Annotated in this window: 11 protein-coding genes; 5 read left to right on the top strand and 6 right to left on the bottom strand. The window is 69.9% G+C overall.

All coding sequences use genetic code 11. The features are described from left to right. Positions 1 to 315: CDP-alcohol phosphatidyltransferase family protein (locus VF794_RS19110; protein WP_331112426.1), on the bottom strand; the 315-nt coding region annotated here is incomplete at its 3' end. A gap of 141 nt (positions 316 to 456) precedes the next feature. Here VF794_RS19110 and VF794_RS19105 point away from each other — a divergent pair. Further along, the gene (locus tag VF794_RS19105) at positions 457 to 2,298 is read left to right on the top strand and encodes a vWA domain-containing protein (protein ID WP_331112424.1); all 1,842 of its coding nucleotides are present in this window, start codon (positions 457 to 459) and stop codon (positions 2,296 to 2,298) included. A gap of 235 nt (positions 2,299 to 2,533) precedes the next feature. Further along, on the top strand, positions 2,534 to 3,148 hold the full coding sequence (locus VF794_RS19100; protein ID WP_331112422.1) for a DUF7594 domain-containing protein: 615 nt from the start codon (positions 2,534 to 2,536) through the stop codon (positions 3,146 to 3,148). Between the two features lies 1 nt (position 3,149). Here VF794_RS19100 and VF794_RS19095 read toward each other — a convergent pair whose 3' ends face one another. Together VF794_RS19095 and VF794_RS19090 are read right to left on the bottom strand one after the other, a co-directional pair. Then, on the bottom strand, positions 3,150 to 3,983 hold the full coding sequence (locus tag VF794_RS19095; protein WP_331112420.1) for a DUF3226 domain-containing protein: 834 nt from the start codon (positions 3,981 to 3,983) through the stop codon (positions 3,150 to 3,152). A gap of 3 nt (positions 3,984 to 3,986) precedes the next feature. Further along, a complete protein-coding gene (locus VF794_RS19090; RefSeq protein WP_331112418.1) occupies positions 3,987 to 5,066 on the bottom strand; it encodes an AAA family ATPase in 1,080 nt (359 codons plus the stop codon). Between the two features lie 153 nt (positions 5,067 to 5,219). Here VF794_RS19090 and VF794_RS19085 point away from each other — a divergent pair, with 153 nt between their 5' ends. Then, positions 5,220 to 5,951, top strand: coding sequence for a glutathione S-transferase family protein (locus VF794_RS19085; RefSeq protein WP_331112417.1), 732 nt, complete (start codon positions 5,220 to 5,222; stop codon positions 5,949 to 5,951). A 39-nt stretch (positions 5,952 to 5,990) separates the two neighbouring features. Then, entirely contained in the window at positions 5,991 to 6,599 is a 609-nt protein-coding gene (locus VF794_RS19080; protein ID WP_331112415.1) for a 2,3-bisphosphoglycerate-dependent phosphoglycerate mutase, read from the top strand. On the opposite strand, the gene VF794_RS19075 is transcribed toward VF794_RS19080, so the two are convergent. The 3 genes from VF794_RS19075 to VF794_RS19065 are packed head-to-tail and all read right to left on the bottom strand — an operon-like array spanning position 6,541 to position 12,213. Next, the gene (locus VF794_RS19075; RefSeq protein ID WP_331112413.1) at positions 6,541 to 8,043 is read right to left on the bottom strand and encodes a DUF2142 domain-containing protein; all 1,503 of its coding nucleotides are present in this window, start codon (positions 8,041 to 8,043) and stop codon (positions 6,541 to 6,543) included. The two genes, VF794_RS19080 and VF794_RS19075, sit on opposite strands and share 59 nt — an antisense overlap. Beyond that, complete coding sequence (locus tag VF794_RS19070; RefSeq protein ID WP_331112411.1) at positions 8,037 to 9,869, bottom strand: OPT/YSL family transporter; 1,833 nt, start codon at positions 9,867 to 9,869, stop codon at positions 8,037 to 8,039. The genes VF794_RS19075 and VF794_RS19070 overlap by 7 nt, the downstream gene beginning before the upstream one ends. A 19-nt stretch (positions 9,870 to 9,888) precedes the next feature. Continuing rightward, positions 9,889 to 12,213, bottom strand: coding sequence for a protein kinase domain-containing protein (locus tag VF794_RS19065; protein WP_331112409.1), 2,325 nt, complete (start codon positions 12,211 to 12,213; stop codon positions 9,889 to 9,891). A 245-nt stretch (positions 12,214 to 12,458) separates the two neighbouring features. Here VF794_RS19065 and VF794_RS19060 point away from each other — a divergent pair. Continuing rightward, positions 12,459 to 12,936, top strand: a 478-nt coding sequence (locus VF794_RS19060; RefSeq protein ID WP_331112408.1) for a neutral zinc metallopeptidase, incomplete at its 3' end; no start/stop codon positions are given.

The raw sequence follows: 12,936 nt of genomic DNA, 5'->3' as shown, positions 1-12,936 counted from the left end.
AAAGCCCAGCCCCGTCGCCACGTCCCGCACCACCAGGATGCCGAACTCCAGCGGCGTCAGCTTCCCCTCCAGCATGAAGGTCAGCAGCGCCACCATCACGAAGCCCCGGTCGGCCAGGGGGTCGATGAGCGCCCCCCAGTACGACTCCAGGTGCTTGTGACGCGCGATGTACCCGTCCAGGAAGTCCGTGAACGCCGCGGCCAGCACCAGCCCCACCCGCGCCAGGGGGTCCTCCATCACGACGAAGAGGACCGCCAGGGGCAGGCGGGACAGAGACAGCGCGTTGAGGAGCGTGAGGCTCGTTCTGCGGCGCATACCGCCCTAAGCTAGGAACGCTTCCCGCTTCTGACATGAGGAGAGGCAACCGCTCGCCCGCTCCTCCGCCATGGAACCCGCCGCGCGCACCGTTGTCCAAGGATTCCGGAAGACGAACCCCACCCAGTCTGGAGGCAGTCCATGAGGCGAAACCCCTTCGCCGTCACGGGAGTCGTGTGCGCGCTGGCCGTTGGTTCCTGGACGCTCGGCGGCTGCCGACGCTCCGAGGACGAGGGCCTGGCACGTGCGCGGCAGGCGTCGGTCGCGAAGCAGGCCGGCAAGACGGAGCTGCCCGCGCCGTCCTCGCTCGAGAAGAAGGTGGCCGAGAACCCCTTCAAGACCGCCTCGCAGCAGAGCGCCGACAAACGGGAGCGGGCCCGCGCCGCGACCTCGAGCCTCTTCGGCGCGAACAGCGGGGGCACCGGCCATGGCCTGGGCGGGCTCTCGGGCCGAGGGGCCGGCGGCGGTGGCGGGCAAGCCGTGGGCATCGGGAGCATCGGCACCAAGGGGCGGGGCGGAGGCGTTGCCTCCTATGGGTCGGGAATGCAGAGCCTCGGCGGCAAGGTCGCGGGCAACTCCGAGGAGTACCGTGACCACGGGGTGAATCCCTTCGTCACCGCCGCCGAGGACCGGCTCTCCACCTTCTCCATCGACGTGGACACGGCCTCCTACACCCTCGCGCGGCGCAAGCTGCTCGAGGGCGCGCTGCCTCCCCGCGAGGCCGTGCGCGTGGAGGAGTTCCTCAACTACTTCCGCTACGGCTACCCCGAACCCGAGGGTGCCCCGCTCGCGGTGCACCTCGATGCCGCGCCCTCCCCCTTCACTCCCGGCCGCCACCTGCTGCGCGTAGGCGTCCAGGGCAGGCGCCTCAGCGTCTCCGAGCGCAAGCCCGCCCACCTTACCTTCCTGGTGGACGTCTCCGGCTCCATGCAGTCCCCCGACAAGCTGCCGCTCGCCAAACGCTCCCTGCGCATGCTCGTGGACAACCTGCGCGACGGGGACACCGTGGCACTCGTCACCTACGCGGGCGGCGTGAAGCTCGCGCTGCCGCCCACCGGACTGGAGCACAAGGCCGTCATCCACGCCGCCATCGAGGAGCTCACCGCTGGCGGCTCCACCGCCATGGCTTCGGGCATCCAGCTCGCCTACCAGCAGGCCCTGAAGACGCTCGATGGCAACTCCCTCTCGCGCGTCATCATCCTCTCGGATGGCGATGCCAACGTGGGCCCCGCCTCGCACGAGGACATCCTCCAGCTCATCCGCGGCCATGTGAAGGAGGGCGTCACCGTCACCACCGTGGGCTTCGGCATGGGCAACTACAAGGACACCCTCATGGAGCGGTTCGCCGACCAGGGCAATGGCAACCACTACTATGTGGACTCGCTGCTGGCCGCGCGCCGCATCTTCCAGGAGCAGCTCGGCGGCACCCTGGAGGTCATCGCCCAGGACGTGAAACTCCAGGTGGAGTTCGACCCCACCCAGGTGGCCCGCTACCGGCTGGTGGGCTACGAGAACCGCGACATCGCCGACAAGGACTTCCGCGAGGACAAGGTGGACGCGGGGGAAATTGGCTCCGGCCACACCGTCACCGCGCTCTACGAGCTGGAGCTGAAGCCCGGCGCGAGCGAGGGGCTCGCCACCGTGCGCCTTCGCGCCAAGCGGCCTCGCGGCGAGACGGCCTCGGAGCGCGCATACCGCTTCCCCGCCGGGGCGCTCGCGGCCACCTTCGCCCAGGCCCCCGAGGACCTGCGCTTCGCCACCGCCGTCATGGGTGCCGCCGAAATCCTCCGCCGCAGCCCCCACGCCGAGCGCTGGAGCTTCGAGCAGGTGCTGAAACTGGCCCGGGGCGCCACGCCTCCTGGCAACGCCGAGCGCCAGGAGTTCATCTCGCTGCTGGAGCGCGCCCGCTCGCTGGTGGAGACCGTGGCCATGCGAGGAGACGAGCCGACCGAGGGCCGCTCGGCGCCAGCACGGGCCCGCTGAGCCCGTCGGGTGCCACACACCGCCCTGCCCCGGAGGGTGGGGCCTCGTCCCGGCACGGCCCACGGTGCCCCCGGGCATGCACCCCGAGGGCAACACACCCGCCCGAGGTGAGCACGAAGCCGTCCCTCCCACCTGGGGGTTTCGCGGACGAGTCGGGTTTCTCCGGTACGCGTCCCCTGGCACCGTCGGTGCACAGCCGACGCTGGGAAGACGGGGGGAAGGAATGAAGCAAGGTGTGCGTCGGGGTAGCGGGGTTGTCGCCGGGTGGGCGCTGTTGGCGCTGCTCACCGGGTGCGGGGAGGAGCCCGTCACGGATGCGGGAGACGAGGAGTGCCAGAGCGTCGCGGGCCTTCGGGAGCTCGCCCTCCGGCCGGCGGCGGATGCCTATCTCTGGAGGGACCAGGGCGACTCGGTCCACGGAGCGGAGCGCAAGCTGGTGGCGGACAACCTCTCGCGGCGCTCGGCCTTCCTGCGCTTCGAGGTGCCCGCGCTGCCGGGCCCGCTGCTGGGCGCCACGCTGCGCCTGTACGCGCTGGATGGCAGCACGGACGGCCCGGCGCTGTACGCGGCCACCTCCGACTGGAACGAGGATGAGGCCTCGTGGGCCCAGGAGCCCACGCTGATGGGAGGGCCGCTGGGGGACGTGGAGCTCGTGCCGAACGGGAGCTGGGTGGAGTACGACGTGACGACGACGGTGACGGGCCTGGGCACGTATGGCTTCGCGCTCGTGACCGAGTCCCGCAATGGCGTGGACTTCGCCTCGAAGGAGCACTCGAACCGGAAATGGGCACCACGGCTCGTGCTCCAGGTGGACGCCCCCGCCGTGCGGGAGTGCCTGCCAATGCCTTGAGCTATGCGGAAGTCGCCCCCACTCCTGGGGCCAATGCCGGCACAGGAGAAGGGGCCAGCAACGCGTCGACGAAGGCTCGGAACATCTTCACGCGTGGGAGTTCGAGGGCCTCTCCGTCGATCCACCGGTTGTCCTGGATCGACATCTGGATGGCTTTTCCGGGCCGGAGAACGGAGCCAATCGAGCCGACGAGCGCCTTCCGCCGACCCGCTGGCTTCTGGAAGTCCACGAGGTCCTCCTTCGCGTACGGTGGAAACTCGGCTTTCACGGAATCGATATGCGTGCGCGCGGAAGCGAGGAGCTGGGGGTACTGCTTCTCCGCGCAATCGATGAGCAAGTCCTCGAGCGTGCCGGCGTTCACGTTGTCGGGAAGGACGAAGATCCCGATTCGAGGCGGGCCGTCGACCACCTGTCCCGGTGTTACCGCCAGGGGGAGCTTCACCGCGGCCAGTTCCTTCGAGATCTTGGTGAAGCGCTCGCTCGCCGAGCTCTTCTCGTCTGAGTCGAGGACGATTCCGATGGCATGAAGCTCATCGCCCCCGGGTTGATTGACTGTGTTCCTGACGTTGATGGCACTGATGAGTAACTGGCTGTCACCCGTCACCGCATCGATGGCCACCGACACGGCGTCGTTCTGGAAGAACGCCGGGACGGATACGCGCTTCATCAAGTCGGTTGACCCAAGCGGAGAGGGCCAGGTGGTCGGCAGCACTGGCCCCCAGAACGGGGCGAGCTGTGGCTTGTGCTGGATGCGCTTGAGCCCATGGAGCTTGAGGAATCGCGCCACGAACTCGACATCATGCGGCCCCTCGACCGCGAAATAGACGTATCGCATGGGCTATCTCACTTCGAGCCCGCGCTCGAACCGCATCCACTTGAGCTGATCCTCTCCGTAGCGTTTGACGGCGCTCTGTCCTCCTTGCCGACCGAGCTTGAACGCGACGACGTCCTGCTCGGGAGTCGTGTCCGCGGCGAGCAGCGCGTCGATGGCTTCGAGGCTGTGAGTCGTCACGAAGAGTTGGACGTCGAGCTCGCGACAGGCACGAACGAGCCAGGAATACACGCCCCCCAGCGCGCTCACGTGAATGCCGGTTTCGATCTCGTCGATGAGCAGGAGGCCGCCCTTCGCCTTCACGACGGACTCGGCGAGGAGCAACGTGCGACGAATGCCATCTCCATAGACACTCAGCGGCACGGGCCCATGCGTCGCATGCGTCACGTAGAGCACTGGCTCATCTTCCGGTTGCAGGATCTCGAGTCCCCGGATCTCCGGATCGATGAGGGAGAGCAATGCCGTCAGGTCTTCGCTGGTGCCCTCCAGTCGGGCCTGCGAGTAGCCGCGAATGGGGATCGTTGGCATCCAATGGTGGTAGGCAAGCACCACCTCGCAGTGTGGCCCCGCGATCTCTTGGTCAATCGAACGTACGGGTTCGTTCTGCCACAGCGTGAAGGCGTGTGTGCGTGATTGGCCTGCCGCGTGGAAGTCAATCTGAAGCTCAGCACCGGGAGTCTCGTGCTCCTGAGGTATTTCCTGTTTGAAAAAGCGGACAACGGGCCGCATGGCAACCACGCGATTGAACCTCGCGGCCATCGCCGTGATGGGAATCCGCCCTTCGGCGTTGATGACCACTTCCGCGCGCTCGCTCTCCGGACGGCCGCTCGAAGGGAAGAGCCACCGGATTCGGTCGGTACGCGAAAGACGACGCAAGGGCACCTGCGAGGGTTCCCGCTGTTGCGCGAGGCGGAGCCACCATGCCGGGTCGAGGGGTCGCGACATCAACGCGATGGCCTCGAGCACGCTCGTCTTCCCGCTATCGTTCAGCCCGACGAGCAGGTTGACGCGACCTGGCTTCTCCAACTTCAAGTGGCGAAGGCCGCGAAACGCTGTGATGTCGAGGTGCTCGATGGGAAGGGGCATGACGTCCTCGCCGGACAGGGTCGTCGCGAAGGACCGACCCCGTGCCGACCGGGTTGGATCTTCGGTGGTTTGAGGAGCGAGCGCCAGATTTGCCTGGAAGCGAGCCGGGTCCTTGTTGACGTTAGGGGGGTGGACCGTGTGGAAGTACGGGCCATGACTTCTCCCAACCCGACTCCGAAGCTCGTGCTGTGCGAGCTCGGGGAGACCAACATCCCCGGCCTCGAGAGCTACTCGCCCTTCTGCCTCAAGGTGCACCGGGGCCTGAAGTACCTCGGCCTGCCCTACGAGCGCCGCCACGGCATCCCCAGCAGCTTCAAGAAGTACCACGCCACCGGACAGGTGCCCGTGCTGCTCATCGGCGAGAACGAGGCCGTTGGCGACTCCACCGACATCCTCAAGCGCATCCAGAAGCTCGCGGGCCGCACCTTCCACGGCACGGACGACCCGAAGCTCGCCGCCGAGGCCCTCCTCTGGGAGGAGTTCGCCGACAACGCGCTCGCCGGCTTCTTCATGGCCTCGCGCTGGGCCGATGACCGCAACTGGCCCAAGCTGCGCGACCTCATCTTCGCCGGCATGCCCTCGCCGCTCAAAGCGGTCATCGGCGGTCAGATACGCAGGCGCATCGTCAACGGGTTGGTGGCCCGCGACATCTGGCGCGCGGGCCCCGAGGTCTGCTGGCGCCGCTTCCAGGAGACGCTCGACTCGCTGGAGGCCCGCGCTCCCGAGGAGGGATTCTGGCTGGGCACCTTCTCCACCGCGGACATCGCCCTGGTCGGCCTGCTCCACGGCCTCCGCAATGACCTCACCGCGTGGCAGCGAGACCTGATCGCCGCGCGCCCGCGACTGTCGCGCTACCTGGACCGGGTGAACACGGCCACGTCGTGATTTACAGCCCGGCCCGGGTTGAAGTAGGGGGCACGTCCCATGCCCATCCTCGCCCTCGTCCGACACGGACAGTCCCTGTGGAACCATGAGAACCGCTTCACCGGCTTCGTGGATGTGCCCCTGACGGAGAAGGGGCGCAACGAGGCCCGGCTGGCGGCCAAGGCGCTCGACGGCCTCACGTTCGACGTGGCCTACACCTCGGGCCTCACCCGTGCCCAGGAGACGCTGGCCATCATCCTGGAGACGCTCGGCCAGCGCCTCCCCGTCATCCGCGACGCCGCCCTCAACGAGCGCCACTACGGCGACCTCCAGGGCCTCAACAAGGAGGACGCCGCCAAGCGCTGGGGCGATGAGCAGGTGAAGAAGTGGCGCCGCTCCTACGACGTGCCGCCTCCGAATGGTGAGTCGCTGGAGATGACGGCCAGGCGCGTGCTGCCCTTCTACGACCGCGCCATCAGCGGCGACCTGCGCCAGGGCAAGAACGTGCTCGTGGTGGCCCACGGCAATTCCAACCGCTCCCTCGTGATGAAGCTGGACAAGCTCACCGGCGAGCAGGTGGTGGGCCTGGAGCTCGCCACCGGCGTGCCGCTCATCTACGAGCTGTCGAAGGAGGGCGAGGTGCTCTCCAAGCGGGAGACGCCGCACTGACGAGCAGCCCGGCCCCGGCGAGCACCAGCACCGTCCAGGGCCACCAGCCGAGCGGGGGGCTCCACTCGGGCGCGCTCCAGAACCACACCGGCCCGAGGGTCCCCACCGCCGAGCGGTGCGCGTTGGCCCACCACGCCACCCCCTGAAGCACCGCCACCCCGGCCACGGTGGCGATGGCCCAGGCCCGCGCCCGCGCGGAGGCCCCCACCCTGCTCACGAGCACCTCGCCCGCGAGCAGGGGCAGCACCGCGGTGAGGGGCAGCACGTGGCGCCCCTGCACCGTCCACCCATTGTGGCGGATGAGGGCGATGTAGAGCAGCACGGGGGCGAAGAGGGCGCCCGCCAGCGTCAGCACCAGCCACACCCGGTCCCTCGCCCGCCCCCACCCCAGCGCGGCCCCGAGCAGCCCCACCAGCAGCACGGTCCAGGCCACGTAGGCCCAAGCCGGCATGGGCGCGTCGAGGTACTGGAACACGCCCACCTGCTCGCGCAGCCAGTCCGGCCACCAGAGGCGCGCCTGCTTCCACGCGGGCCGCAAGCGCTCGAAGCCCACGTGCACCCGGGGCCCGTACAGCGCCTCCCACAGGCGGTTGAGGCCGAGCGACAGGGCGAGCACCACCGCCGTCACCCCGGCCGCCACGGGGCGGGCCCGCGCCTGGGCGAGGAGCGCCCCCGGCCCCCGCCACAGGAGCACCAGCAACACGTCCGCCGCCACCCACACCGTGCCCATGGAGCGACTGAGGGCGAGCACCGCGCCCGCGCCAGCAGCGAAGCCCCACACCCAGCGCGGTGGAGACTCCGCGCGGGTGAGGCGCAGCAACGCGGCGAAGAAGGCCATGCCGGAGAGGATTTCCGGCCCACTGGTGTTCAGCGTGGCGGAGAGCGCCACCGCCAGGGGGGTGAGCGCCAGGGCCGGGCCCACCAGGGACAGGGCGCCCTGCTCCTCACGCCACAGCGCCGCGAACATCCCCGCCAGCAGCACGAGGCACACCAGCGCGCTGGCCGCCCGCCCCGCCAGCAGCGCGGACACGGGCGAGGTGCCCCGCAGCGCCGCCAGCCCCGGCAGCACGTAGAGGGCCGGGGGATAGGTGCCGGTGGGCGTGGTGAGCCGCGCCGCCTCGGGCCGGGCGTCCACGTCCGGCAGACAGCCGGCGGACTGCTCCGGGCGGAAGGTGTTGCACCCGAAGCCGAGCGGCGACAGCCCCTCGGGCACGGGGACGACGCGCGTGGCCTGCACCACCCACCCCAGCTGCTGCTCGGAGAGGTTCGCGTCCTCGTAGTCGCGCGTCGGCTCGCCCACCCAGGCGCCCTGCGCGAGCCCCAGCGCCCGGAGGTAGTGGGCCCACTCGTCGGGCGCCGCGAAGGGCGGGTTGCCCACCACCCACGCCGCCATCAGGCACGCGTAGGCCACCACCGCCAGGCGCCAGCGTCCCCGCGTCACCACAGCAGGGAGAGCAACCCGGCGAGGCCGACGAAGAGGAAGTAGAGCGACTCGCCCGCGATGAGGCCCCCGCCCGCCAGGGAGGTGGTGCTCATGTCCTCGGGCAACGTCTCGCCCTCACCGGGAGAGCCGGCCGCGTGCGGCGCCGCCCGCTTCGTCAGCGTGTTCCACAGCGAGGACAGGATGCCGCCCACGCCGAACCACATGGACAGCGGCAGGCTCACGAAGCCGCCGAAGGAGGAGGCATAGGGGCTGGAGAGCAGCACCGCGTCCATCGTCCACCCCACCGCGAAGCCCGTGCGCGAGCCCTTCAAGAAGCCCTGGTAGCGCGCGCTGCGCTTGAGCAGCTTGCGCGTCACTTCGATGGAGAAACCCACCGCCAGGCCGAGCAGCAGCGCCCTCACGGTGTAGCTCTCCATCGCGCCCAGGCTGCGGATGGCGCCCACGAACTTGTACGTCATCGCCGAGCCCCACTGGCCCACCTCGGTGCCCGGGTTGTCGAGCTGGTTGATGGCGAGCACCGGGTAGGCGCTCATGAAGACGCGCGCGAGCCCCACGCACAGCACCGAGCCCATGACGATGCCCACCACCTGGTAGCGGAACTGGATGACCCGGTCCGTGCCCAGGCGCCAGCCCGTGGAGCGGTCCTGCTGCATGTCGCTGCCCACCGAGGTGGAGATGAGCAGGATGCTCGCGGCCATCAAACCCACCAGCGGGTTCTTCAGCCCCAGCAGCGACATCAGCAGCACCGAGATGACGAAGGCGCTGGAGATGGGATTCTGGTCGGTGATGCCGTAGGCGATGCCGTTGACCAGCACGAACAGCAGCGACAGCACCAGTCCGAAGACGATGAAGCCCAGGGGCTGCTCCAGCAGTTGCGTGGCCACCACCACCACCGCCACGCCCCAGGAGACCACCCAGGCCAGCAGCCTCGGCAGGTTCACCTGCTTCCACGCGGGCACCTCGTCGGGTGGGGCCTTCGCCCGGTTGCGCACCCGCTCGAGGGCCTGCACCGCCAGCAGCGACAGGTCCACCACCGCCGCGCCGGAAATCATCGCCAGACCGATGAGGAAGCCAATCTTGCGGAACGGCTCCTCCGCCTTCAGCCAGCCGATGCTCCGCAGGTAGGGCGTGAAGACATGGCCGAGCAGTCCTCCCACCATCGCCGGCACGGTGATGCGGCTGCCCACCACCAGCCCCGAGCCAATGGAGGCGGCGCTCATGCCCAGCGTCGAGCCCAGGAAGGCCACGTGCTCGGTGAGCCACGCCAGCATGGCGCCCAGGCCCGTCCCCCCGCCCAGCTTGGCGATGGAGGCCTTCAGCAGGCGCTTGTCGGTGAGCGCCCGGAGGATGTTGGCCACCGCGTAGCCCGAGGGGTAGTCGAGCTGAAGCCGGTCCACGAGCAGCGGCGTGTAGAGCATGCCCACGCCGACGCCGAACATGCCCACGCAGCCCACGAAGAGCATCAGGTGCCAGGCGGGCGGCTGCGGCATGCCCAACCACACCATGGCCTGGATGAGCACGGCCATGGCGCACATGGAGGCCACCGAGGCGGCCATCGTCTGCATGTAGTTGGCGCCGTGCTTGCCCTCGGGGCCGTAGCCGTAGGTGACGGCGCTGCCGAGAATGCCGGCCAGCACCTGTCCGCCCACGAAGAAGCCCATGCTGAAGTTCATGTACGAGGCGGCGATGCCCCCCAGCGGCCCGAGCACGAAGATGGCCACCGCGCTCAGCAGCAGGTGGAACTTCCACGAGCCCGGCGTGGGCAGCCAGCCGAAGCGCGCGGCCTCCGGCGAAGCGGACGGGGGGGGTGGGGCGGACGGAGCCATGGGGCGGAGGCTACCGCGTCTACCGGGGCTGCCGGTCGTAATCCTCCAGGAGTCTCCGCACCGAGGGGGCCCGCTCATCGTCGGGCGCGAGCCGCAGGAAGTCCCGATAATGCTTCGCGCCCTCGTCGGCACGACCACGGCGGCCGGCGACGGACCCCAGCAGCATGTGGCAACGAGCGAAGGAGGGATCGACCGTGACGCACTCCTTGAGGACGCGCTCGGCCTCGGGGAGGTGACCCTGGCGGAGGAGCGACGCGCCGTGCTCGTAGAGCGCCTTCGCGATCCCTCGCTCCTGTTTTCCAGGCGGCGTCCCCTCCATCCCCCGTGCGCGCCCTTGAGCCGTGATGTGCAGCTCCATCTCGCCCTGGTTGTCCGACGCATCCTCGTCGTCGATGAAGCCGCACCGCAGCGCGCTCGGGCCTCGCACCTGCACGGGAGTCCCCTCCTCCACGAGGAACTGCTGCTCGCTGTTGAAAACGTCCAGCTCGTGCCCGTACAGGGTGACGTCCGGGGAGTCCTCTCGCGCGCAGGCCACCTTGCGCACCGCTCCCTGGTCCCCATCGCGCACGCGTGCCCCCTCGCCCACGGAGGTCAGCGTCAACTGGTACGCGAGCGTCGTATCCAGTCCCTTCAGCTCGAAGGCCCGCTCCAGCGAGGTCCGGGCGTGGCTCGTTCGGACGGTGACGCGCAGGGCCTTCCTCGTCCTCACGTTGACCATCTCCACGCGGCGAGGGTTCGGGATGCGAGTCCGCGTGGGGCCCACGGTGAAGAACATCGCGGCGCGCGCCCGAGGCACCGTCACCGGCATGTCCGGGACCATCCCCAGGGCCCCATTCGCCGACAAGCCCTCACCCGCGAGCAGGAAGAACAACGGCGGGGCGTCCGCCATCCGGCCCAGCTCGGTGAGGGTGTAGGTCTCCCCAGGCTCCAGCCCGGCGAGTTCCGCGAAGCCCGTGGACACCCGGAAGAGGTCCTTGCGCGCATCCAGCCGGATGGAATCGACCGGGTACGTGGCGGAGCGAGCTCCCACCTCCTCGGGCGGCGCCAGGGTGGCCGCGGACGTCGAAGCGGGCGGAGGTGTCTCGGCCGGACGGGGCGGCTGCCCCGGGGCCACCTCGGCCACCTCACGGTCCTTGCGCTCGATGGGCCGCGGCTCCGTGTACTCCGGCGGCTCCACCGGCTCCGGCTGCTGGTGGGCCACCACGAGCGCGCCCACGAGCCCGCACATCAGCACCCCGCCGAGCCCCAGGGCCACCAGGGGGGCCGACCTGCGCGAGCGCGGTGCCTCCACGGCCTTGGCCTCCCGCGTCTCCACCTCCCCCCCGGGGTTGGGGTTGGGACTGGCCGGAGGCGGGGCCGCGCGAGCCACCACCAGGGACTCCGGCACACGCCACACCGAGAGCTCCTCCAGGAAGGTACGGGGCACCTGCACGTCCCGGCCCTCGACCTTCAGCTCCTCGCCGAAGAGCACCTGGAGCAGGTACGAGACGGACATGCCCGAGAAGCGCGGCGCGGACGAGTAGAGGAAGCCGGCCAGCGCATCCCCGAAGGCATGGCAGGACTCGTAGCGCTCCTCGCGATTCACCGCGAGCGCCCGCATGACGATGTCATCCAGCTCGGCGGGCAGGGAGGGCCGCAGCTGGCGGGGGCGGGCGAATTGCCCCTTCACCAGCCGGGGCAGGGCCGTGTGCTGCTGTCCCGTCACCGGGAGCTGCCCGCAGAGCATCTCGTAGAGCACGATGCCGGTGGCCCATACGTCCGTGCGCGCGTCCACCTCCTCGCCCCGGGCCTGCTCCGGCGAGAAGAAGAGGTACTTGCCCTTCACCACGCCGGGCTCGGTGTTGAAGCCGCGCAGCGCGCGCGCCTTGGCGATGCCGAAGTCGACGATCTTGACCTGCCCCTCGTAGCCGATGAGCACGTTGTCGGGGGAGATGTCGCGGTGGACGATGCCCAGGGGCACGCCGGCCTCGTCGCGGCGGGTGTGCGCGTAGTGCAGGCCCCGGCACATCTCCAGCGCGATGAAGGTGGCGAGGGGCACGGGGATGCCAGGGAGCCCGGTCTTGAGGGCCCGCCGGATGACCCGGTGCAGCGGCTGGCCGTCCACCAGCTCCATGGCGAGGAAGTACTCGCCGTCCGTCCGCCCGAAGTCGAAGACCTGGGCGATGTTGCCATGGGACAGCGTGGCGGAGATGCGCGCCTCGCTGATGAACATGGAGATGAACGCCTCGTCGTTGGCGTACTCCGCCAGCACCCTCTTGATGAGCACGGGCTTGGTGACGCCGGCCTCGCCCAGCAGGCGGGCGCGCCAGGTCTCGGCCATGCCGCCGCGACCCAACTGCGACACCAGCTCGTACCGCCCGAATCTCTCCCTGGAGGGTTGTGTCATCGCGCGGGCATGCTACCCCAGGTGGCGCCCCTCGCTCCCCCGCCCGCCCTCCACTCATGCGAGCACCTCCAACGAAGGGGCGCAGCCGGTCGATGGGGCGTCTCGTACTGCCTACCTTCCGACGAGCGGGAGGTCCGCCGGGGGGGCACCAGATGAGGTGGCAAGGGGGGCGTCGCAGCTCGAACATCGAGGATCGGCGCGGCATGGGCGTGGGACGCCCGCTGGCGGCCGGTGGCGGAATCGCGACGGTGGTGGTCGCCCTGGTGGTGATGCTGCTCGGAGGCAACCCCGAGGAGGTCCTGTCCGACGGGACACGGAGTCCCGTGGGGGACGTGGGCATTGGCGGCTCGGGAAGGCCGGTGGACCCCGCGCAGGCGGAGCTGACGGAGTTCGTCTCCGTCATCCTCGCGGACACCGAGGACACCTGGCCCGCCCTGCTCGAGCCCCAGGGCGTGCGCTACGTGGAACCGCGCCTGGTCCTCTTCTCGGACGCCGTGGAGTCGGCCTGTGGCGCCCAGGCCTACGTGGTGGGGCACCACGTGCAGAGCCTGCTGGGCATCTCCGAGCGCGTCCACGCGATGCGCCGCCGGATGGCGCCCGCGGACGCCAACGCCCTGTCCGTGCTCCAAGAGCTTCCAGCGGCGCGCGGGCGGCCGGGTCGTCCCCGAGTCCTTCACCCAC

The organism is Archangium sp. (assembly GCF_036389735.1).
GTDB lineage: Bacteria > Myxococcota > Myxococcia > Myxococcales > Myxococcaceae > Archangium.
The sequence above is the reverse complement of the archived record's forward strand: the minus strand, read 5'-3'. Positions and strand labels throughout refer to the sequence as shown.